The organism is Streptomyces monticola (assembly GCF_042665355.1).
Lineage (GTDB): Bacteria > Actinomycetota > Actinomycetes > Streptomycetales > Streptomycetaceae > Streptomyces > Streptomyces monticola.
Window position 1 is genome coordinate 1 of the sequence record NZ_JBHTCF010000041.1, and the last position, 22407, is coordinate 22407.

The window sequence follows — 22407 nt, forward strand, 5'->3', positions numbered from 1 at the left end:
GGCCGAAGCCGGTCGCCCGGTGCCGCCGCAGCTGCTCGACCTCCTTGAAAGACCCCGCGTCCAGGAGGAGCTCGATGCGCTCACGGGCGGTGAGCTTGCCCTTGGCGTGCTGGGATTCGGTCGCCTTCTCGCTGGGGCCGGCCACGGCCTTCGCACGGATCTCGTGCAGCTCGGCAACGCGGCCGCGGGCGTCTGCGGGCTCGCCCGGGGTGTCGTCCAAAACGGTCATGTAGCGACCTTACGAAGCGCGCCGGGGAAACGGGCCGTCGACTCCTCACAGTCTCCGGCCCGTTTTCCTGGTACCCCCGGACAGAAGCCCTTCGCGGTGCAGGTGAAGTGACTGCTCAGGGGGGCGGTGCGTTGTAGGACCCCCACAAGATCGGTGTTCCGGTCAGCTGAGAGCCACCTCACAGCGATGGCTGGCGCCGGCCGTACCGGGAGTAAGGCGGAGACGCAGTTCGCGGCCGGTGCCGAGGACCTCGACGGAGGGGTCCCTGGCGGTGACCCGGGCCACGGGACGGCGCCAGACGAGTTCCAGGGGGCGCCCGGTGCGCGGGGGTTCGCTGAGGTGGAGGGTCGCGGTACTCCCCCGCCGGCGAAGCAGCACGGCGGCGGCTCCGGTGACGGTGAGCGCACCCACCGTACCGGGTGTCCAGAAGTTCGCGGCGGTCACTCCGAGGGAGCGCACGGTGATCGCCTGACGGGCGGCGTCGTTGGCGAGGATCGACAGCCAGCCCGGGTCGGCGGCGCGGGCGGCGAGGGCGCGCTGCCCGGCGCCGGGCATCAGGAGGTAGGCGTACACGGCGTCCGTGGGGTCGGTGCCGTGGTCGAGCCACAGGGTCTGCCAGCGACGTGTGCGGCGCTCCGTGGTGCTGGTGGTGTTGATGTCCGACCAGGCGCCGGTACGGTCCTCGCGCAGGGTGCGAAGGCGGCCGCGGGAGGGGAAGACCCAGCCGCCGTGGCCCTCCAGATGGGCCCAACCGGGCTTGACCGTAAGGGCGTTGGTGCCCGCCTCGCCGAGGTTGCGGTTGTCGACCACCGTCTCGACGGGCACGCCGTCCCTGGCCGTGATCCCCGCGCCCAGACAGATGACGGCGTCGGCCACGCAGAACCAGGACTTGCGGGCCTCAAGGGTCGAGCCGAGGCCCTTCAGATGCTGTCCGACGGCGGCGAACTCGCCGTCCGTGGCGCCGCCCACCCACTGCGCGGCGGGCCGTGGCACGCCCCATTCGCCGCCCGCCTTGTCGGCAAGTCGCTTGGTGGACACGGTCGTTCCGGGCAGCCGGTAGAAGTCGACGGTCGGCCAGAACCAGTCTGTGTACTGGTCGGCTCGGTCGGCTCGGTCGGCTCGGTCAGCTCGGCCGGCGCGGCCGCTGCTGCCCTCAGAGCCCCACCAGTAGAGCATTCCGGCGCCGGTGTGCCAGCCGCGCGGGTTCTCGCCGTTGCCGCACTCGTAGTACGAGATCCGCTGCGAGGCCATCGAGATGTTCGCGGCCCAGCCGGGGCGGCGGTGCACGGCGCGGTCCATGGCGGGGAACAGTGTGTGCGCGACCGGTTCGGGGGCCGCGGGCACTGCTCTCGCGGCGATCGCGTGCAGCCGGGCCAGGTCGTCGGTGCCGAACTGGCGGCCGGTGAGGACGGGCGTCACCGTGTCCCGTTCGATCCAGCCCTTGACCATGCCGTGCCACCGGTCGCGCTCGGCGGCGCTCGCGCCCTGGGCGAGCAGGGCGATGGCGGCGATCAGCGCGTGGCCGTGAAAGTGGTCGGAGCGCATCACCTTGCGGTCGTCGCTCTTGAGGTAACCGCGGCTGATGGCACGGCCGTTGACGCTGTCCATCATCAGGCCGTCGTGGATCAGCGGCGCGAAGGCATGCTCCACGCTGTCCAGAATGATCTGCCTCTTGGGGTCCTTCACCTCCCAGGTCGAGCCCGCCAGGAGCGTGAAGAGGCGGCCGAGCCCGTCGAGCAGGACCTGCCCGTACGTCCCCGAGTACGCGACCCAGGTGTGCTGCACGAACGAGCCGTCGGCGTAGAGCCCGTCGCCCTTGGTGACGTACGGGAAGACCGGTGAGAGCGCGTCACGGGCGAGTGCGGTCTTCTCCGGTTTCCGCCCCAGGATGCCGCGCAGGGCCACCGAGCGGCACAGGTCGACGCGGTTGGCGCCGGTGGAGGTGCCGGTGTAGTCGCCGAGCACGGAGTCGGGGACGAAGTGGTCGACGGCCGCGTACGCCGCCTCGCGCCGGGCCTCGCCGAGCCGGTCGTAGAGGGCCGCGACGATGTCGAGGAGCAGCCGCGGGCTGCCTATCCGCCACTCCCACCAGTTGCCGTAGCGGGTGGTGGAGGGGTTGTAGACGGTCGCCGACAGATGGTCGAGGCCGCGCACGGTGTCCGCGAGGAGGCCCGCGTCGCCGGTCAGGCCCGTGCCTTCCTGGACGTACGCCTTCGTCATCGTCCACAGCCGGCTGTAGCTCTGGGTGATGCCGGCGGGCGGGTCGAAGGGGTGCCCCGGCCAGAGGGATCCCGCGGCCGGTGCCATGGTGGCGCGGAAGTCCCGGGCCAGGTCGCCGGTCTCCTTCAGGAGTGCCGCGAAGGGTGCGGCGGTCTGGTCGTAGCCGGTGCCGATCTGTATGCCCAGCCAGCGGGCCCTCAGGGTGTCGTACTCGTCGGCCGCGCCGACCGCGCCCGCAGAGCCCGCCGCACCCTCCGGGCCGGCAGCGAAGGCCGGGCCCGTGGGCCCCAGTGCCCCCATCGCCGCCCCTGCCGCCGTGGCGGTCGTCGCTGCCAGGAACGTGCGGCGTGTCGTCGGCATGCCTCAACCTCCGCTGCGGGAAAGGGCGTTGGCCCGTGGCCATGGGGCCTGGGTAGCGGCGCGGCACGCACGCGGTCAACGCGGCCGGGGATCCCGGCGGGCGGCAGTCCAAGAAGTGGGGCCCAATAGTCCAAGAGGGGCGGTCCGACACGCCCCTCCGTCCTAGATGTTGAAAGTTGAACATAGTGGAGCTAGAGTAGTTCTCGTTGAACATTCAACAAGCGGCTTCGGCGCAGCGCCGGGGCCCCGTCCCCAAGGAGCACGTCATGGGTATCTTCGGCCGCAAGAACGACGCCGCCACCGCAGCCGCCGCCGTCACCCCTGAGCTCGCCGCCCTCACCGGCGACTACACGATCGACCCCGCGCACACCTCGATCGGCTTCACCGCACGCCACGCGATGGTCACCAACGTCAAGGGCGCCTTCCTCGACTTCGACGGCAGCCTGCACCTCGACGGCTCGGACCCGGCCCGTTCGACGGCGAGCATCGACGTGCGGATGGACAGCATCGACACCGGCTCCGGCGACCGTGACGGCCACCTCAAGAGCGCCGACTTCTTCGACACCGAGAAGTTCCCCGCCATGACCTTCCGCTCCACCAAGGCCGAGGCGCTCGGCGGAGACGACTACCGGATCACCGGCGACCTCACCATCAAGGACGTCACCAAGCCGGTCGCCATCGACCTGGAGTTCAACGGCGCCGCGAAGGACCCGTTCGGCAACGAGCGCGTCGGCTTCGAGGGCAAGGCGGAGATCCTGCGCTCCGACTGGGGCCTCAGCTGGAACGCGGCCCTGGAGACGGGCGGCGTCCTGGTCTCGGACAAGATCAAGCTGAGCTTCGACATCTCCGCTATCCGGCAGGCCTGAGCCGCAGCTGCTCGACCGTCCTCCGCACCCGCGCCGCACGGCCGTCGGCCGTGCGGGTGAGGTGCAGGCCCAGGATCAGCGCGTACGCCTCCGACCTGCCGAGCCGAGCGAACGCCGCCCGCGCCGCGGCGTCGTCCGCTAGCGCCGCCGCCAGATCGGCGGGAACCGTGGCCTCCCGCTGCGACGGGTACGCCGCCGCCCAGCGGCCGTCCGCCTGTGCCGCCGCGACCTCCGCGAAGCCCGGCTCCCGCATCCGGCCCGCGGCCGTCAGGGCCTCGACCTTGCGGACATTGACCTGGGACCAGTTGCTGCGCGGCCGTCTGCGGCCGACCTTCTGCAGGTAGTGGGTGGCGTCAAGCGCCTTGCGCTGTCCGTCGATCCAGCCGTAGCAGAGGGCGATATCGATCACCTCGTCAGGCCGCACGGACGGCAGGCCCGAACTCTTCTTGGCGAGCCTCAGCCAGACGCCGCCCGTCAGCGCCTCGTCGTCGTGGTGCTCCGCCAGCCATGCCTCGAACCGGGCCGCGTCCTTGAATGCGAGCGAATCCATGCGTTCAAGTTAGGTCCGGAGTAGGACAGTTACTGTCCTGGTCGGCGCTGCGCGGCCGCGGTTTCCGAACCCGCCGCCGGGGTGTCAGAATCCGCCGCCAAGGGTGTCAGAATCCGCCGCCGAAGTCGCCGCCGCCCCCACCGAAGTCGCCGCCGCCGAAACCGCCGCCGAAGTCACCCGAATCGAAGTCGGCGCCCGACTGGTCGCCGCCCTCGTAGCCGCCACCGCCCATGCCGCCGTCGGCCGCGTACGCCGGGCTCGACATCATCGAGCCGAGCATCGTGCCCATGAGCAGTCCCGGCAGGATGCCGCCGCCGAAGTAGCCGCCCGCCCAGGGGCCGTACGCCGGGCCCGCGTCGTAGTAGGGGCGGCGGCCGTGCTCGGTGTCGACGGTGCGCACCGCCGGGTCCTCGCCGTCGTCGATACGGGCCTTGTCGGCCGCGCACACCGGGACTTCACGGGGTGTGGCGCCGACCGGGGCCCAGCTCGCGTCGGCCACCGAGGGGCCGTGGCGCGGGTCGAAGAAGCAGGGCGCCCTGCGCTCGGGCAGCGGACGGCCCTCGCGGCGCGCCGCGAGGACGGCGAGGGAGAACCGGCCGTCCTCCAGGGCCTGGGTCACCCCGCGCACATCGTCGGGCCGCTCAGCCGAAGCCATGATCGACTTGGCCTTCTCGTAGGAGTCGAGGCCCCGTTCGTAGTCCGTGCGCATCTCGTCCGTCGCGCCCGGCTCTCCGGGGTGGAAGTCGAGGCGGTCCAGCTCCTCGCCGAACGCGGTGATGTCCTCGTCGACGACCACGCGCAGCTTGTCGAGCGCGGCCCGCTCGGCCTCGGCCTTCTTCCGCTTGTTCCGCCTGACCAGGGCATACGCTCCGGCTCCGCCGGCCAGGGCGACGGCGCCGAGGCCGATGAGGGCGCCGCTCGAGACACCGTCGTCGCCGGCTGTGCCGCCCGCCGCGTTGCTCGCGGCCAGGCTGGTGAACTTCGTCAGCTGGGCGGGGGCGTCAAGGCCCTGCACCGTGCCGACGATGTTCTTCCTCGCGGCCTCGGACAGGACGCTCGTGTCGGCGCGGGCGTCGAACTGGTCGCCCACGCGCACTCCGTACACACCGGTGATGCCGGTCTCGGTGCGGAGCTTCCCGAACAGGTCCTGCTTGGGGAAGTCGGCCGGGAGCACGGCGAGGAAGATCGCCTTGCCCGAGTCCTTGATGTCCTTGACCAGGGCGGCCCGCTCGGAGTCCGGTACCTCGCCGCGCATCTCCGGGTCGACGTACACCGGGCTCTTCTTCAGCGCCTCGGCGACATCGGACACGGTCGTCGCGGCCTGTGCCCCGGGCGCCGCCACGAAGACGGTGCCCAGGACGAGCAGGAGTCCGGCAAGGGCACGGAGGATGATCCGTACCGATTTGGTAGGCCTCATACCTCGACAGTAACCCCGCCGGGGGCCCAACGGCGGGGTCGAAGGTCCCTCACTCGGCGGGCTCGACGCCCGCCCGAAGCAGCCCGTACGTATAGGCGTCCTCCAGGGCCTGCCAGGACGCCGCGATGACGTTGTCCGCGACGCCCACGGTGGACCACTCGCCCGTGCCGTCACTCGTGGAGATCAGGGTGCGGGTCGTGGAGGACGTGCCGTGCTTGCCCTCCAGGATGCGGACCTTGTAGTCGACGAGGTCGAGGGCGGCGAGCTGCGGGTAGATGCGTTCGAGGCCGACGCGCAGGGCCCGGTCGAGGGCGTGCACCGGGCCGTTGCCCTCGGCGGTGGCGACGATCCGCTCGCCCTTGGCCCACAGCTTCACGGTCGCCTCGTTGGCGTGGGTGCCGTCGGGGCGGTCCTCGACGATGGCGCGCCAGGACTCGGTGCGGAAGTAGCGGCGCGGGCGGCCCTCGGCCTCCTCGCGGAGCAGCAGCTCGAAGGAGGCGTCGGCCGCCTCGTACGAATAGCCCTGCAGCTCGCGCTCCTTGATCCGTTCCACGACCCGGCCGACCAGCTCGCGGTCGCCGCCCAGGTCGACGCCGAGTTCCTTGCCCTTGAGCTCGACGGAGGCGCGTCCCGCCATGTCGGAGACCAGCATCCGCATGGTGTTGCCGACGCGTTCGGGGTCGATGTGCTGGTAGAGGTCGGGGTCGACCTTGATCGCGGAGGCGTGCAGGCCCGCCTTGTGGGCGAAGGCCGAGACGCCGACGTACGGCTGGTGCGTGGACGGGGTCAGATTGACGACCTCGGCGATGGCGTGCGAGATCCGGGTCATCTCGCTCAGCGCGCCCGCGGGCAGGACGGACTTGCCGTACTTGAGCTCCAGGGCGGCGACGACCGGGAAGAGGTTGGCGTTGCCGACGCGCTCGCCGTAGCCGTTGGCCGTGCACTGGACATGGGTCGCGCCCGCGTCCACGGCGGCCAGGGTGTTGGCGACGGCGCAGCCCGTGTCGTCCTGGGCATGGATGCCGAGCCGGGCGCCGGTGTCGGCGAGCACGGTGGCGACGACGGCCTGCACCTGGGCGGGCAGCATGCCGCCGTTGGTGTCGCAGAGGATGACGACATCCGCCCCGGCCTCGGCGGCGGTGCGGACCACGGACTTGGCGTAGGCCGGGTTGGCGCGGTAGCCGTCGAAGAAGTGCTCGCAGTCGACGAAGACCCGGCGGCCCTGCTCGCGCAGATACGACACGGTGTCGGCGATCATCGCGAGGTTCTCGTCGAGCGTGGTGCGCAGGGCGAGTTCGACATGCCGGTCATGGGACTTGGCGACCAGCGTGACCACCGGGGCGCCGGCGTCCACGAGGGCCTTCACCTGCGGGTCGTCGGCCGCCTTGGCGCCGGCCCTGCGGGTGGCGCCGAAGGCCACCAGCTGGGCGTGCTTGAAGTCGATCTCCTGTCGGGCGCGGGCGAAGAACTCCGTGTCGCGGGGGTTGGCGCCGGGCCAGCCACCCTCGATGAAGCCCACGCCGAAGTCGTCCAGGTGCCGTGCGATGGTCAGCTTGTCCGCGACGGTGAGGTTGATGCCCTCGCGCTGTGCGCCGTCGCGCAGCGTGGTGTCGAAGACGTGGAACGCGTCGTCGGGAGATGCGGGGTTCTCGGGGCCGCTGTCCGTACCCGTGGCTTCCGTCATGCTGATCAGGCTCCTGTTTTCGGATCTCGGTCTACCGGAATGACCGGCTCCACCGTCCCCCTATGATCCCTCGCGCTCCGCACCCGGCGGCGGTTGGGCCGGGAAAACAGAAAAACCTCTCGCGGGTGCGAGAGGTCTGCGCGCGGGTCTGAGACGACGGTGTCCGCCCGTACGGGGTGGTACGTGGCGGTCACTGCGGACCGGCGCGCCTGCTGCCAATAATCATGGCTCTACAGAACACCCCGTGAGTTTTGCACAGCTCCCCCGGGCCGGGGGCCGATGTCTCACGATGCGGTCGACGGGTGACGCACACCACGCCGCGTCCCGTACGCCCTTGAACCTCCGGTCCGTACGCCCTCGGCTCTCCGGTCCGTACGCCCTCGGCTCTCCGGTCCGTACGCCCTCGGCTCTCCGGTCCGTACGCCCTTGACCCTCCCGTCCGTACGACCTCGGCGCTCCCCGGACCCATGGCTTTCAGGCGACGAGGCTCGGCTCCGGTGACCGCGCGGGGGCCGCACCGGCCTGTTTCGTGCCCAGCCTGTTCAGGTCCAGGTCCTTCGTCTCGCGCATCGTCAGGTAGACGATCAGGGACACGGCGCCACAGCCCGCCACGTACCAGTAGAAGCCGGACTCGATGCCGCCGTCCTTGAACCAGAGGGCGACATATTCGGCGGTACCCGCGAAGAGGGCGTTGGCGATGTTGTAGGGCAGGGCGACGCCGAGGGTGCGGATGCCGGTCGGGAAGAGCTCGGCCTTCACGCAGGCGTTGATCGAGGTGTATCCGGTGACCACGAGGAGGGCCAGGAGGGAGAGGCCGAAGGCGGGCCAGAAGGAGCCCGCGTGCTGCAGCAGCGTCATGATCGGGACGGTCAGGAGAGTCGAGCCGACCGCGAAGGTGATCAGCAGCGGGCGGCGGCCGATGCGGTCCGAGAGCGCGCCGGCGATCGGCTGCAGACAGGCGAAGACGATCAGGGCACAGAAGGACACCAGCGTGGCCGTCTGCTTGGGCAGACCCGCCGAGTTGGAGAGGTACTTCGTCAGGTAGGTCGTGTACGTGTAGTACGCGACCGTGCCGCCCATCGTCAGGGCCATGACCAGGAACGCCTCGCGCTTGTGCCGCAGCAGAGCCTTGATCGTGCCCTTGCCTTCGACGGTGTCGTCGCCGGACTCCTCGTAGACCTCGGTCTCCAGCATGTTCCGGCGCAGATAGAAGATCACCGCGGCACCGAGCGCGCCGATGATGAACGGGATGCGCCAGCCCCAGCTGTGCAGTGCGCCCTCGGACATGGTGCGCTGCAGAACGATCTGCAGGCCGAGTCCGAGGACTTGGCCCGCGGTCACGGAGACCAGCTGGAAGCTGGCGGCGAAGCCGCGCTTACCGGGGGCGGAGGCCTCCGTGAGATACGTGGCGGAGGCCGCGTACTCGCCGCCGATGGAAAGGCCTTGCATGAGCCGGGCGATGAGCAGGACCGCGGCGCCGCCATAACCCGCTACGGCATAGGTCGGGGCGATCGCGATGAGGACCGCCGAGGCCGACATCAGACTGACGGTCAGCGTGAGCGCGGCCTTGCGGCCCTTGCGGTCGCCCACCCGGCCGAGCAGCCAGCCGCCGACCGGCCGCATGAAGAAGCCGACCGCGAAAATGGCGGCGGTGTTCATGAGCTGAGCGGTCGGGTTCCCGCCGGGGAAGAAGGAGGCCGCGAAGTACACCGAGAAGCTGGCGTAGACGAACCAGTCGAACCACTCGACCATGTTGCCGGCCGAGCCGACCCAGATCCGCTTCCACTGCTGTCGCGTCATGCGGGCCACCATGCGGCAGCGGACTTCTGCCGGACAAGGCACTGAAGGATCTTCCGGACCACTCCGCCAAGTCACGCCCGAAGTCGCATCCGACGTCGCATCCGACGTCGCATCCGATGGCGGCGTCGAGGCCCGCGAAGTGCCATGCGCCACCGCCCGGGAGAGCGCCCGCGACACCAGGGAGAGCGCCCGCAGGCCCCCGGGGGCGTGAACTGCCGCTCGGTGGGCCCCTCCCCGCAGCCCAGGCCCTCGCCGCCCACGCGCGCCCATGCTCTCGCCGCCCACGCGCGCCCAGGCCCTCGCCGCCCACGCGCACAGAACCTCCACGCCCGCGAGGGACTGCCGGGGCTGGTCCAGACCTAAACTGCAACCGCTTTCTGTTTTGGGCATGCACACGACATCCATGGATGCACACGACACCCCACCTCTGTCGGGAGGCAGTACATGAAGCGCACCCTGGCCATCGCCACGGCCCTGACCGCACTCCCCCTGTCCCTCCTCCTGCCCGGCTCCGCGGCCACCGCCGCGCAGGGCCCCGAGCCGGCCCCCGGTGTCCGCGCCACCGGCGAGATCTACGCGCAGAACAGCTCCCTGAAGCGGGAGTTGGGCGACCGCAGCGCGGGCAGCTACCTCGACGCGGCGACCGGTGAGCTGGTCATGACCGTCACCACCGAGGCCGACGCCGCGAAGGTGCGGGCGGCGGGCGTCCGCGCGAAGCTGGTCGCGCGCAGCGGGGCCGAACTCGGCTCCGCGGCGGCCGCCCTGGAGAAGAGCGCGAAGATCGCCGGCACCAGCTGGGGCGTCGACCCCAGACGCAACCAGGTCGTGGTGGAGGCGGACTCCACCGTCTCCGGCGCCGAGGTCGCCCGGATCGAGAAGGTCGCGGCCGCACAGGCCGGTGCGGTCCAGGTGACGCGCGTACCGGGCGAGTTCAAGGAGGAAGTCGCGGGCGGAGACGCCATCTACGGCGGCGGCTACCGCTGTTCGGCCGCCTTCAACGTCTCCTCCGGCGCCACCCGCTACTTCGTCACCGCCGGGCACTGCACCAACGCGGCCACCGACTGGCGCGCCAGCTCGGGCGGCGCGGTGATAGGCCAGCGCACCGGCACCAGCTTCCCCACCAACGACTACGGCATCGTCAAGTACACCGACGGTTCCTCGCCCAGCGGCGACGTCAATCTCTACAACGGCAGCCGCCAGGACATCACTTCGGCCGCCGACCCCGTGGTGGGCCAGGCGATCAAGAAGTCCGGCTCCACCACGAAGGTCACCTCCGGCTCGGTCACGCAGACCAACGTCACCGTCAACTACGGCAGCGGCAATTACGTGTACGGCATGGTCAAGACCAACGTGTGCTCCGACAGCGGGGACAGCGGCGGCGCCCACTTCGCCGGCTCCACCGCCCTCGGCATCCACTCCGGCTCGGGCGGCGACTGCACCAACGGGGTCGGCTCGGCGCTGTTCCAGCCGGTGAAGGAGGCGCTGTCCGCGTACGGGGTCGCTGTGTACTGAGGCCTGGGGCCTGAGGGCTGAGTCCTCAGGGCTGAGGCCTGGTACGGCGCGACTGAGTCCGGTACGGCGCAGGGCGCCGGCGCCTCACCCCTCCGTGGGCGCCAGCGCCTCGTCGAGGAACTCCCTCACGTGCGCGAGGACTTGGGTCCGGCCCGTGCCCGGCAGACCCACCGCGACATGGATCGAGAAGCCGTCGAGCAGTGCACGGAGGCGGGCCGCGAACCGTTCCGGGTCCACCCGGCGCAGCTCGCCGCGCGAACTGCCCTCGGCGAGCAGCGCCACCAGGTCACGGTGCCAGGCCTTCTCGATGGCGGCCTGCCGGGTGCGCGCCGCGGCCTCTTCGTCGGCGTACTGCGAGCGGTTCCAGACCTCGAGCCACAGGGTCCAGTGCGGGTCACGGGGCCCGTCGGGGACGTACAGGTCGACATACGCGTCGAGCCGGGCGCGCGCGGGCGACGGGGAGTCGAGCAGGGCGCGCCGCTGCTCGCCGAGGCGGCCCTCGCTCCACTCCAGGGTCTGGAAGAGCAGTTCGTCCTTGGTCTTGAAGTAGTAGAGGAGATGGCCGCTGCTCATGCCGACCTCGCGGCCGAGCGCGGCCATGGTGAGCCGGTCGAGACCGCTGTCGGCGATCATCGCCATGGCGGCGGCGAGCACCTCTTCGCGGGGCGGGGCGTTACGGCGCGGCCGTGCGGTGCGTTCGGTCACGCGGTCAGTTCTACCCGATGCCGGATGGCCGCCCGACCCGCGGCTGCTGCTGGGTGATGCAGTGGATACCGCCGCCGCCGGCGAAGACGGTGCGGGCGTCGACCAGGGTCACGGTCCGCTCGGGGAAGAGCCGGCGGAAGATCCCCGCGGCCAGCTCGTCACGCGGGTCGTCGAAGGAGCACAGGACGACGCCGCCGTTGCAGAGGTAGTGGTTGATGTACGAGTAGTCGGCCCAACCGCCGTCCTCGTCGCGGAGCCTGGTCGGGGCCGGCACCTCGATGACCTCGATACGGCGGCCCTTCGCGTCGGTCTGCTCGCGCAGGAACGCCACCATCTCCTGGCACGGCTCGTGGTCGGGGTGCCCGGGGTCGGGCTGGGTGTGCGCCACGATGACGCCGGGCCGTGCGAAGGCGGCGACGATGTCGACATGGCCGAGGGTGCCGTAGCCGTGCGGGGGGTAGTCGGCGGTGAGGCCGCGCGGCAGCCAGATCGCCTTCTTCGTGCCCAGCTTGGCGTGGATCTCCGACTCGACCTCCGCCTTGCTCAGGCCCCGGTTGCGCTCGGGGCCGAGCTGCACGGTCTCGGTGAGCAGCACGGTGCCCTCGCCGTCGACATGGATGCCGCCGCCCTCGTTGACGAGCGGCGAGGCGTGCACGGGCACTCCGGCGAGGTCGGCGACGAACGAGGCGATCTTCGCGTCGTGCTCCCAGCTCGCCCAGCCCTGGGCGCCCCAGCCGTTGAACACCCAGTCCACGGCGGCCAGTTGGGTCCCGTCCGTGACGAAGGTGGGGCCGATGTCGCGCATCCACGCGTCGTCGAGCTCCCGCTCCACCAGGTCGATATCGGGGCCGAGCAGCTCCCGCGCGGAGTCGGCCTGCCCGGGGCCGTGCACCATGGTGACCGGTTCGAAGCGGCGTACGGCGCGGGCGACGGCCGCCCATGCGGCGCGCGACTCGGCGAGTTCGGCGGCGGACGAGAACGTGGTGTTGGGCCCTGGCCAGGCCATCCAGGTGCGCTCGTGCGGGGCCCACTCGGGAGGCATGCGGAAGGTCATGGAGGTCCTTACGGGGGTCTCAGAGAAAGTAGAGGCGGTTGAGCGGGACCGAGTCGGCGGGCTGCGAGCGGACCGGGTCGCCGTCGAGGGTGACCAGGCCGGTGTGTGAGTCCACGGACACGTCGCCGATACGGGAGTTGAGCCGCAGGTCCGCGGGGCCGATGCCGCGGGTGCCGCGCACGGCCACACGGCGGCGCCGGGTCGGCATCAGGTCATGGCCCCGGTCGACGGCGGCCTGCGCGACGAACGCCACGGAGATCTCGGCGGGGGCCGCGCCGTGCGACCCGAACTGCGGTCCCAGGACCAGGGGTTCACAGGTGTCGGTGGCGGCGTTGGGGTCGCCCGTGACGCCGTACGCCGGGTAGCCGGACTTGAGGACCAGCTGCGGCTTCGCGCCGAAGAACTGTGGCTGCCACAGCACGATGTCCGCCATCTTGCCCACCTCGATGGAGCCGACCTCGTGGGCGAGGCCGTGCGCGAGGGCGGGGTTGATGGTCAGCTTCGCGACGTACCGGAGCACGCGCGCGTTGTCGTCGTGCTCCCCGTCCCCGTCGAGCGGCCCGAGTTCGGCCTTCATCTTCCCGGCCATCGCGAAGGTGCGCCGCACGGTCTCCCCGGCCCGGCCCATGCCCTGCGCGTCCGACGAGGTGATGCCGATGGCGCCCAGGTCGTGCAGCACGTCCTCGGCGCCCATGGTGCCCGCACGGATCCGGTCACGGGCCATGGCGGCGTCACCGGGCAGATCCGTCTTGAGGTCGTGAACGGAGACGATCATGCCGTAGTGCTCGGCGACGGCGTCCCGGCCGAAGGGCAGCGTGGGGTTGGTGGAGGACCCGATGACATTCGGAACGCCCGCCATCTTCAGCACATTCGGTACGTGCCCACCGCCGCAGCCCTCGATGTGGAAGGCGTGGATGGTACGGCCGTCGAGGACGCTCAGGGTGTCCTCGACGCTCAGGCACTCGTTCAGGCCGTCGCTGTGCAGGGCGACCTGGACGTCGTGCTCCTCGGCGACCCGCAGCGCGGTGTCCAGGGCCCGGGTGTGGGCGCCCATGTCCTCGTGCACCTTGAAGCCCGAGGCCCCGCCCTCGGCGAGCGCCTCGACGAGCGGGGCGCCGTCGGACGACGAACCCCGCGCCAGGAAACCGATGTTGACGGGCCAGGCGTCGAAGGCGCCGAAGGTGGTGCGCAGCGCCCAGGGCGAGTTGACGCCCACGCCCCATACGGGGCCGAACTCCTGGCCGATGATCGTGGTCACGCCGGAGGCGAGGGAAGCCTCCATGACGCGCGGCGAGAGCAGATGCACATGGGTGTCGACGGCGCCGGCGGTGGCGATCAGGCCCTCGCCGGAGACGATGGTCGTGCCGGTGCCGACGACCACGTCCACGCCGTCGAGGGTGTCGGGGTTGCCGGCCCGCCCGACCGCCGCGATCCGGCCCTCGCGGATACCGATGGAGACCTTTCTGATCCCCTGTGCCGCGTCGATGACGAGGACGTTGCTGATGACGACGTCACAGGTCTCACGGACGGCGGCGGCCTTGAGGTGCAGTCCGTCGCGGGCGGTCTTGCCGAACCCGGCGAGGAACTCGTCGCCGTAGACCTGGGAGTCGTCCTCGACGCGTACGACGAGTCCGCTGTCCCCGAGCACGACCCGGTCGCCCTTGCGGGGTCCGTGCACCGCGGCGTACTCCCGCGGATCGATGCCGCTCATGCCTCAGCTCCCAGATATCCGCAGGCCGCGGCCCGCCGCAGTGCCTCTTCCCTGGCCCCCGGGGCGTCGAGCTCGCCGTCGACGAGTCCCGCGAAGCCGATCGCGACCCGCGCGCCGCCGATCGGCACGAGCCCCACATCCGCCCGTGCGCCCGGATCGAAGCGGAACGACGAGCCGGCGGGGATCGCCAGGCGCATGCCGTACGCCGCCGAACGGTCGAAGTCCAGGCGGGGGTTGGCCTCGAAGAAGTGGAAGTGCGAGGTGACGCTGACGGGCACGGTCGCGGTGTTGCGCACGCCGATCCATACGGCCGCCGCGGGCTCCTCGTGGGCTGGGCCCGGCAGGACCGCTCCGGGTGCGGCGCTCCCGAGCGAGCCCCCGCTCAGCGGCGCGGACACGACGGCGAGCCGGGAGCCGTCGTCGAAGACCGCCTCCACATGCACCTCGGTCACGACATCGGCGACACCCGGCAGCACATCGTCGGGACCGAGGACGGCTCGGGCACGCTCGACCGCGTCGGCCAGGCGCAGGCCGTCACGGGCCGCCTCGCACACGGTGTCGGCGATCAGCGCGGTCGCCTCGGGCACGTTGAGCCGCAGCCCGCGGGCGCGGCGGGCGCGGGCCAGCTCGGCCGCGTTGAACAGCAGCAGCCGGTCGCGTTCCGTCGGGGTGAGTCGCACGGTACTTCCCTCACTTCCAGTTAGTGCAGCACTCTAAACCTTGAATTCGCATGACGGAACCGTTGACGTACGACGTTGACGTCCATCACATTAGCCCGTGCCCGGCGCTTTGAGCATCACTCAAATAGTTTCGCCGAACGCTCTGCTGCACGCCTGCCCAACGTCCTGCCGAACTTTCTGCCTACGACAGGGGACCGCCCATGCCGATGGAACAGCGCGGAGTCGACACCATCCCGGAAGCGGAACGCAGCAGCGGCCCGCGCGATCTCGTCTCGATCCTGCTCGGCTCCAACCTCTGCCTCGGCGTGATCGTCTTCGGCTGGCTGCCGCCGTCCTTCGGGCTCGGCCTGTGGCCCTCGGTCACCGCGATCGTGGCGGGCACGGCGGTGGGCGTCGCGGTGACGGCACCGCTGGCCCTGGTCTCCCTGCGCACCGCGACCAATCTCTCCACGTCGAGCGGCGCGGCCTTCGGTGTCCGCGGCCGGCTGATCGGCTCCGTCGTCGGCCTGCTGCTCTCCCTCGGCTACACCGCACTGACCCTGTGGATCGGCGGTGACGTCATGATCGGCACCCTGACGCGGCTCGTCGGCCTGCCGGACTCCGGCGCCGTCCACGCCCTCGTGTACGCCCTGCTCGCGGGCGCCACCGTCGTCGGCGCGGTCTTCGGCTACCAGCTGCTCCTTCGTCTCAGCAAGGCACTGGCCATCGGCATGACGGTCCTGCTCGGGCTCGGCCTGATCGCGTACGCGGACCGGTTCACGACGGCCGCCCCGCCCGACACCCCGTATCTCCTCGACGGCTTCTGGCCGACCTGGCTGCTCGCCGCGGTGGCCGCGGGCCTGAGCGGACCGGTCGCGTTCATCACCCTGCTCGGCGACTACACCCGCTATCTCTCACCGGCCCGGCACTCCTCGCGCAGCGTGCTGCGCGCCACCTGCGTGGGCCTGACGGCGGGGCTGCTCCTGCCGCAGCTGTTCGGCACGTTCACGGCGCTCGCGGCGCGGGCGGGGCTCGACTACGCGGGCCCGCTGGTGGCCACGGCGCCCGGCTGGTACCTGGTGCCCCTGCTGCTCGCCGCCACCGCGGGCTCGATCGGCAACGCGGGCCTGATGCTCTACTCGATGGGCCTCGACCTGGACGCGATCGCGCCGCGGGCGAGCCGGACCCGGGCCACGGTGATCGTCGCGGTGGTGGCCACGCTCTTCGTCTTCCTCGGCCACTTCGCGTGGGACGCGCAGTCCGCGATGACGTCCTTCGTACTGCTCCTCACCGCGATCGGCACGCCCTGGGCTGTGATCACGCTGATGGTGCACCGGCGGGTCGGCGGCGCCTATGACGCGGAGGCCTTGCAGGTCTTCAACCGCCGCTCGCGGGGCGGGAGTTACTGGTACCGGGGCGGCTGGCACATCCGGGCCACCGCGGCCTGGGCGACGGGCGCGGCGGTCGGCCTCGCGGCGGTGTCCACACCTCTGTACGAGGGCCCGCTGCTCGCCCTGACGGGCGGGGTGGACTGCAGCTTCGTCCTGTCCGGACTGGTGGGCGGGGCGGCGTACGCGGCGCTGGTACGGCGCTCGTCCACCGCCGCCGCTCCCCTTGCCGGACAGGCTGATGCACTCAGCCTGTCCGGGGGCACCTCCCAGCGGTAGCCGGGGGCGTTCCGCTTTTCGCCGGGCCTAGCCCAGCTCGTGCATCCAGCCGTGCTTGTCCTCGGCCTTGCCGCGCTGCACGTCGAGCAGCGCGTCCCGCAGCTTCATCGCGACGGAGTCGCTCGTGCCGCCGCCCTGGGTCCACTCGGCGCCGTTGGTCTTGACAGTGCCGACCGGTGTGATGACGGCCGCCGTACCGCAGGCGAAGACCTCGGTGAGCGCACCGCTCTCCGTGTCGCGCCGCCACTGGTCGATGGAGACCCTGGCCTCCTCCGACTCGTAGCCCAGGTCGCGGGCGACGGAGAGCAGCGAGTCACGCGTGACGCCCTCCAGGATGGAGCCGGTCAGGGTCGGTGTGACGATCTTGTCGCCGTACACGAAGTACAGGTTCATGCCGCCGAGCTCCTCGACCCACTTGTGCTCCACGGCGTCGAGGTAGCAGACCTGCTCGCAGCCGTGTCCGATGGCCTCGGCCTGGGCGAGCAGGGACGCGGCGTAGTTGCCGCCGGTCTTGGCGTCGCCCATGCCGCCGGGCACGGCGCGCACCCGGTCCTGCGAGACCCAGATGGAGACCGGCTTGACGCCGCCCGGGAAGTAGGCGCCGGCCGGGGAGGCGATCACGATGAAGAGGTACTCGCTCGCGGGCTTCACACCGAGGCCGACCTCGGTGGCGATCATGAACGGCCGCAGATAGAGGGACTCCTCGCCGCCGTGCTCGGGCACCCAGTCCTTGTCGTGCTGGACCAGCAGGTCGCAGGCCTCGATAAAGGTCTCGACGGGCACCTCGGGCATGGCGAGGCGGCGGGCCGAGGCCTGGAAGCGCCTGGCGTTGGCCTCGGGGCGGAAGGTGGCCACGGAGCCGTCGGGCTGGCGGTACGCCTTGAGCCCTTCGAAGATCTCCTGGGCGTAGTGCAGCACCATGCTCGCCGGGTCGAAGGAGAGCGGGCCGTACGGCACGAGCTGGCCGTCGTGCCAGCCACGGCCTTCGGTCCACTTGATCGTCACCATGTGGTCGGTGAAGTGGCGGCCGAAGCCGGGGTTGGCCAGGATCGCCTCGCGCTCCGCGCCGGACAGCGGGTGCGAGGAGGGCTTGAGCTCGATCGTGGGCGTCGAGGGCGTCGTCATGAGTGCTTGTCCTTCACCGGTTTGTGTGTGACGGACCGCGCTCACGCTCCTCTCAGGGCGTCCGAGCTGTCCCGCATGTCGCGGCCCCACGTCCGATTATCGCTCGGACAGGGCTGTGACTGAAACGGTGTGAATGCGGCCCAGGGGTCGATGGTGGCACCCGGCGGCGCATACGAGAAGCCGCCGGGTGCGTTGGCGACCCGGCGGCTGAAGTGGAACCGACGGGTCAGCCCGCTACTCGTACGGCGAGCGCGTCGCCGATCTGGTCCGTGCTGCGGGTGCTCTCGCCGCGCTCCGCGAGGTCGGCGGAGACGGCCTCCTCGATCCGCGCGGCCTCGGTCTCGTAGCCGAGGTGGCGAAGGAGCAGGGCGGTGGAGAGCACCGTGGCGGTCGGGTCGGCCTTGCCCTGGCCCGCGATGTCGGGGGCGGAGCCGTGCACCGGCTCGAACATGGACGGGAAGGCGCGGCTCGGGTTGATGTTGCCCGATGCGGCCAGGCCGATACCGCCGGCGACGGCGGCGGCGAGGTCGGTGATGATGTCACCGAAGAGGTTGTCGGTCACGACGACGTCGAACCGCTCGGGCTGCGTGACGAAGAAGATCGTCGCCGCGTCCACGTGCAGGTAGTCGGTGGTGACGTCGGGGAACTCCTCGGCCACCTTGTTGAAGATATTGGTCCACAGGTGGCCCGCGTACGAGAGCACGTTGTTCTTGTGGACCAGGGTGAGCTTCTTGCGCGGCCGCGCCTGGGCACGGGCGAAGGCGTCCCTGACCACGCGCTCGACGCCGTAGGCCGTGTTCACGGAGACCTCGGTGGCGACCTCGTGCGGGGTGCCGGTGCGGACGCTGCCGCCGTTGCCGGTGTACGGGCCCTCGGTGCCTTCGCGTACGACGATGAAGTCGATGTCGGGCTCGCCCGCGAGGGGCGTCGAGACGCCGGGACCCAGCTTCGAGGGGCGCAGGTTCACGTAGTGGTCGAAGCGGAAGCGGAGCTTGAGGAGAAAGCCGCGCTCCAGGACTCCGGACGGAACCGACGGGTCGCCGATGGCGCCGAGCAGGATCGCGTCGTACTGCTCGAGCGCCTTGATGTCGTCCTCGGTGAGGGTCTCACCGGTGGCGTGGTAGCGCTTGGCGCCGAAGTCGAATTCCTTCGTCTCCAGCTTCACATCCTGCGGGAGCGCGGCGGAGAGGACCTTGAGCCCCTGGGCCACGACCTCCGGGCCGATGCCGTCGCCGGGGATGACTGCGAGATTGATGCTGCGAGACATGCGGCGAGCGTACGCCTTGTCTTATTCGGTGACACACGCAGTCCAGAATGTGGACGCCCAGCGGGGCCGTCGACAGGGGCGGCGAACGACCGGCTCTCATCCTGACCTCGACCGGCTCTCGGCTGGATTTTCACCGCCCGTTCACCCACAGGCCTGGCCCCGGTTGGAAGTTACTGGGAAGTTCTCCCCCCATGGACACACCGAACGTGGGCATCCCCGAGCAGCTGGCGCAGCGCATGAGCATGGCGGAGCAGCATGAGTATCTGCGCGCCAAGCACGCCCGCCCCAAGGTCTCCCGGCGCGGGGCTCTGGTCGGCGGGCTTGTGACGGCGGGCGCCGCGGGCGGCGGGGGACTGCTCATCGGCACCGGCACGGCGAGCGCCGGCTCCTCCCCCACCCTGGCGGCCGGCGCCGCCACCGCGAAGGTGGACGGCTCCCTGGTCGCGCCGTTCGGCCGGCATCTCGCCTTCGGCGCCGACCCGAAGACGCAGATGCGGATCTCCTGGCAGGTGCCGTTCGCGGTGAAGAAGCCGTATGTGCGGGTCGGCACGACGCCCTGGGAGCTGAGCCGGAAGCTGGAGGCCGAGGTGCGCTCGCTGCACACTCCGGCCCTGTCGAAGAAGCTGCCCGAGGTCGAGCAGTACTACCTGCATGCGGCGCTCGACGGTCTCAAGCCCGGCACGACGTACTTCTACGGCGTCGGGCACGAGGGTTTCGACCCGGCCGCGCCGGAGCGGATGGCCACCATCGGGTCCTTCCGCACCGCCCCCGCGAGGCCCGAGAAGTTCGTCTTCACGGCCTTCGGCGACCAGGGCGTGAGCTATGACGCCCTCGCCAACGACCAGTTGATCCTGGGTCAGAACCCGTCGTTCCATCTGCACGCGGGCGATATCTGCTACGCCGACAGCAGCGGCCAGGGCAAGGAGTCGGACACCTACGACGCGCGGGTGTGGGACCAGTTCCTCGCGCAGACCGAGTCGGTGGCGAAGTCGGTGCCGTGGATGGTGACGACCGGCAACCACGACATGGAGGCCTGGTACTCGCCGAACGGCTACGGCGGCCAGTCGGCCCGCTGGTCGCTCCCCGAGAACGGCTTCGACGCGAAGAACGCACCCGGCGTCTACTCGTTCGCGTACGGCAATGTGGGGGTCGTCGCGCTCGACGCCAACGACGTCTCGTACGAGATACCCGCCAACAAGGGCTACACGGACGGAAAGCAGACCGCCTGGCTGGACAAGCGGCTGCGCGAGCTGCGCGCGGACAAGGACATCGACTTCATCGTGGTGTTCTTCCACCACTGCATGTACTCGACGTCCACGCACGCCTCGGACGGCGGGGTGCGCGACGCCTGGCTCGAGCTGTTCACCAAGCACCAGGTGGACCTGGTGGTCAACGGCCACAACCACGTCTACGAACGCACCGACGCCGTCAAGAACGGCGAGGTCGGCAAGCCGGTGCCGGTCGGGGCCACGACGGACCCCACGCGCGACGGCATCGTGTACGTCACGGCCGGCGGCGCGGGCAAGGAGCTGTACGGCTTCGGGCCCGGCGTGAAGGACAGCTACGAGGGCCATGTGAACGACCGGGACTCGATCGTGTCGTTCCACTGGACCAAGTCGCGGCTGCCCGACCCGGACACCGTGGAGTGGTCACGGGTGCGGTACACCGGCTTCTCGTTCCTCGCGGTGGAGGTGGAGACCGGTGCGAAGCCGCGGATGAAGGTCTCGGCGCTCGCCGAGAGCGGCGAGCGCGTCGACTACTTCGAGGTGGTACGGGGCAGCGGTCCGGCTCAGTGACCGGTGGCGCCGCCGTTGTCCCTGCGGTCGAGGGCCCGCTGCAGGGCGGCGGCGGCGTTCTTGCGCTCGGCCTCGCTGGAGCGGGAGGCGTGGCGGACTCGGCGGGCGGCGACGGTCGTCTCGGTCATGAGGAATCGACTCCTATGAGGGCACGGCGGAGTGCGGAGAGGGGTTTTCGAGACTCCCCCGCTGCCTAATGGGCGCGGGCGGGGCCCCCAGAGCAGGCGGGGAGCGGGGGCCGCAGGGGTTGCCTGCATCGGGGCCCGGCTCTCGACCGCCATTCGCTGGATCGAGCGAGACGTTCGGCTTCTACAAAGCTAAGACAGCAAAGGGCTTCTGTCTCCACAAATACTTGGGCTTCCTACTATCTGAGACGCGATCATGCGCCCGGCCCTGCCTCAGGCCGCCCCGCATCAGGCCCTCATCTCCCTGAAACCCCTGGTCAGAGCACATCTCCATCGCGCCAGTCGAAGACCAGATCCTCATCGGCGCGGTGGTCGGGTGCGGGCCACACGAACGTCGTGCCCTCCTCGTCGGGCAGCCGCACCACGCCCTCGGGGCCCAGGCCGCTGATCCGCCCCGGCCACACCTGCCAGCCGCGCCCGGCGTACAGCAGGGCGCCGTCGTCGGAGGCGGACAGCGCCCCGAAGTCGTAGGCGCGCCCGATGACGTGCTCCAGGGCGGCCATCACCTGCCCGCCGAGGCCGCGACGGCGGGCGTCCGCGCGTACGGCCAGGGCCTCGACGTATCCGACCCGCCGCCAGCGGCCCGCGTGCCGCACCCGGCGCTGGATGACGGAGCCGTGCGCGAGGAGCGCGGTGCCGTCGAGCACGCGCGCGTGCAGGCCGCCGAGGCCGTGCTCGAAGTCCTCGTCGCTGAAGTCGCCGTCGAAGGCGGCGTCCAACAGGCCGCGCACGGCGGTGAGTTCACCGGGATCGAGGTCGGACGTATGGCTGATGCGCAGTTCGGTCACCGGCTCACGGTACTCACCGGTACCCGGAGGGACGCCACCGGAATTCGTGCGGGACGCCCTCTGGTGGGCGCCGGTGCGGGGCGGCAGACTCGGCCGTATGTCCGAGACTGCGCAGCGCTGGACCCCGGTCCATGGAGAGCCGTACCGCCCCGTCCCCTATCGCCCCGCGCGGATGTCGCACGAGGAGTCACTGGCCCGCGCCGCCGTCCTGCGCGAGCGGATGCAGGACCGCAGAACGGTCCGGCAGTTCGCCCCCGACCCGGTGCCCGAGCAGGCGGTGCGGGACGCCATCGCCTGCGCGTCGACCGCGCCGTCCGGTGCGCACCAGCAGCCGTGGACGTTCGTCCTGGTCCGTGATCAGGAGATCCGCCGCCGGATCCGTGAGGCCGCCGAGCACGAGGAGCAGATCAGCTACGACGGCCGGCTCGGCGAGGAGTGGCTCGCCGCGCTCCGCCCGCTCGGCACGGACGAGGTCAAGCCCCATCTCACCGACGCCCCCGCCCTGATCGTCGTCTTCCAGCAGCGCTACTGGCTCGGCGACGACGGCACCAAGCACAAGCACTACTACGTCGACGAGTCGGTCGGCATCGCGGTCGGCATGCTCCTCTCCGCCCTGCACCTGTCCGGCCTCGCGGCCCTCATCCACACCCCGAGCCCCATGCGCTTCCTCTCCCGGGTGCTCGGCCGCCCGGAGAACGAGAAGGCCTTCGCGGTGATCCCGGTCGGCTACCCGTCCGAGGACTGCCGGGTGCCGGACCTGGTGCGCAAGTCCCTGGATCAGGTGATGGTGGAGGTCTGAGGGAAGGCGCCGC

General features: G+C 70.9%; 19 protein-coding genes. 5 read left to right on the plus strand and 14 right to left on the minus strand.

Annotation, left to right across the window (positions count from 1 at the left end):
* On the minus strand, positions 1–229 hold a 229-nt coding region (locus ACFQVC_RS41605; protein ID WP_381841710.1), incomplete at its 3' end, for a carboxyl transferase domain-containing protein.
* A 162-nt stretch (positions 230–391) separates the two neighbouring features.
* Entirely contained in the window at positions 392–2809 is a 2418-nt protein-coding gene (locus tag ACFQVC_RS41610; RefSeq protein ID WP_381841713.1) for a polysaccharide lyase 8 family protein, read from the minus strand.
* A 266-nt stretch (positions 2810–3075) separates the two neighbouring features.
* Here ACFQVC_RS41610 and ACFQVC_RS41615 point away from each other — a divergent pair, with 266 nt between their 5' ends.
* A complete protein-coding gene (locus ACFQVC_RS41615) occupies positions 3076–3675 on the plus strand; it encodes a YceI family protein (protein ID WP_381841716.1) in 600 nt (199 codons plus the stop codon).
* Here ACFQVC_RS41615 and ACFQVC_RS41620 read toward each other — a convergent pair.
* The 4 genes from ACFQVC_RS41620 to ACFQVC_RS41635 all read right to left on the minus strand — a co-directional run bounded on the left by ACFQVC_RS41620 (position 3659) and on the right by ACFQVC_RS41635 (position 9126).
* Positions 3659–4225, minus strand: coding sequence for a YdeI/OmpD-associated family protein (locus tag ACFQVC_RS41620; protein ID WP_381841719.1), 567 nt, complete (start codon positions 4223–4225; stop codon positions 3659–3661). The two genes, ACFQVC_RS41615 and ACFQVC_RS41620, sit on opposite strands and share 17 nt — an antisense overlap.
* 106 nt (positions 4226–4331) lie before the next feature.
* The gene (locus ACFQVC_RS41625) at positions 4332–5642 is read right to left on the minus strand and encodes a hypothetical protein (RefSeq protein WP_381841722.1); all 1311 of its coding nucleotides are present in this window, start codon (positions 5640–5642) and stop codon (positions 4332–4334) included.
* A gap of 49 nt (positions 5643–5691) precedes the next feature.
* Positions 5692–7326, minus strand: coding sequence for a citramalate synthase (gene cimA / locus ACFQVC_RS41630; protein WP_381841725.1), 1635 nt, complete (start codon positions 7324–7326; stop codon positions 5692–5694).
* 474 nt (positions 7327–7800) lie between these two features.
* Positions 7801–9126 carry an MFS transporter gene (locus tag ACFQVC_RS41635; RefSeq protein WP_381841728.1) on the minus strand — a complete coding sequence of 442 codons (1326 nt, stop codon included), beginning with the start codon at positions 9124–9126 and terminating at the stop codon, positions 7801–7803.
* A gap of 444 nt (positions 9127–9570) precedes the next feature.
* Here ACFQVC_RS41635 and ACFQVC_RS41640 point away from each other — a divergent pair, with 444 nt between their 5' ends.
* The gene (locus tag ACFQVC_RS41640) at positions 9571–10638 is read left to right on the plus strand and encodes a S1 family peptidase (RefSeq protein ID WP_381841731.1); all 1068 of its coding nucleotides are present in this window, start codon (positions 9571–9573) and stop codon (positions 10636–10638) included.
* Between the two features lie 84 nt (positions 10639–10722).
* Here ACFQVC_RS41640 and ACFQVC_RS41645 read toward each other — a convergent pair whose 3' ends face one another.
* From ACFQVC_RS41645 to ureA, 4 genes are all read right to left on the minus strand, one after another.
* Complete coding sequence (locus ACFQVC_RS41645) at positions 10723–11277, minus strand: TetR/AcrR family transcriptional regulator (RefSeq protein WP_381841780.1); 555 nt, start codon at positions 11275–11277, stop codon at positions 10723–10725.
* Positions 11278–11353: 76 nt separating this feature from the next.
* Positions 11354–12397, minus strand: a complete 1044-nt coding sequence (locus tag ACFQVC_RS41650) for an agmatine deiminase family protein (RefSeq protein WP_381841734.1) — start codon at positions 12395–12397, stop codon at positions 11354–11356.
* Between the two features lie 19 nt (positions 12398–12416).
* A complete protein-coding gene (locus ACFQVC_RS41655; protein ID WP_381841736.1) occupies positions 12417–14108 on the minus strand; it encodes an urease subunit alpha in 1692 nt (563 codons plus the stop codon).
* Positions 14105–14788, minus strand: coding sequence for an urease subunit gamma (gene ureA / locus ACFQVC_RS41660; RefSeq protein WP_381841738.1), 684 nt, complete (start codon positions 14786–14788; stop codon positions 14105–14107). Before ureA ends, ACFQVC_RS41655 begins: the two co-directional genes overlap by 4 nt.
* A 200-nt stretch (positions 14789–14988) precedes the next feature.
* Between ureA and ACFQVC_RS41665 the strand changes: the two genes are divergently transcribed.
* On the plus strand, positions 14989–16434 hold the full coding sequence (locus ACFQVC_RS41665; protein WP_381841741.1) for a cytosine permease: 1446 nt from the start codon (positions 14989–14991) through the stop codon (positions 16432–16434).
* 27 nt (positions 16435–16461) lie between these two features.
* Here ACFQVC_RS41665 and ACFQVC_RS41670 read toward each other — a convergent pair whose 3' ends face one another.
* A complete protein-coding gene (locus ACFQVC_RS41670) occupies positions 16462–17559 on the minus strand; it encodes a branched-chain amino acid aminotransferase (RefSeq protein WP_381841744.1) in 1098 nt (365 codons plus the stop codon).
* A gap of 226 nt (positions 17560–17785) precedes the next feature.
* Positions 17786–18826, minus strand: coding sequence for a 3-isopropylmalate dehydrogenase (locus tag ACFQVC_RS41675; RefSeq protein ID WP_381841747.1), 1041 nt, complete (start codon positions 18824–18826; stop codon positions 17786–17788).
* Between the two features lie 191 nt (positions 18827–19017).
* Between ACFQVC_RS41675 and ACFQVC_RS41680 the strand changes: the two genes are divergently transcribed.
* Complete coding sequence (locus ACFQVC_RS41680) at positions 19018–20622, plus strand: purple acid phosphatase family protein (protein WP_381841750.1); 1605 nt, start codon at positions 19018–19020, stop codon at positions 20620–20622.
* Here the strand turns inward: ACFQVC_RS41680 and ACFQVC_RS41685 are convergent.
* Together ACFQVC_RS41685 and ACFQVC_RS41690 are read right to left on the minus strand one after the other, a co-directional pair.
* A complete protein-coding gene (locus ACFQVC_RS41685; RefSeq protein ID WP_381841753.1) occupies positions 20616–20750 on the minus strand; it encodes a hypothetical protein in 135 nt (44 codons plus the stop codon). The two genes, ACFQVC_RS41680 and ACFQVC_RS41685, sit on opposite strands and share 7 nt — an antisense overlap.
* A gap of 314 nt (positions 20751–21064) precedes the next feature.
* Positions 21065–21595, minus strand: a complete 531-nt coding sequence (locus ACFQVC_RS41690; protein WP_381841756.1) for a GNAT family N-acetyltransferase — start codon at positions 21593–21595, stop codon at positions 21065–21067.
* 97 nt (positions 21596–21692) lie between these two features.
* Here ACFQVC_RS41690 and ACFQVC_RS41695 point away from each other — a divergent pair, with 97 nt between their 5' ends.
* A complete protein-coding gene (locus ACFQVC_RS41695; protein WP_381841759.1) occupies positions 21693–22394 on the plus strand; it encodes a nitroreductase family protein in 702 nt (233 codons plus the stop codon).
* Positions 22395–22407: the final 13 nt, after the last annotated feature.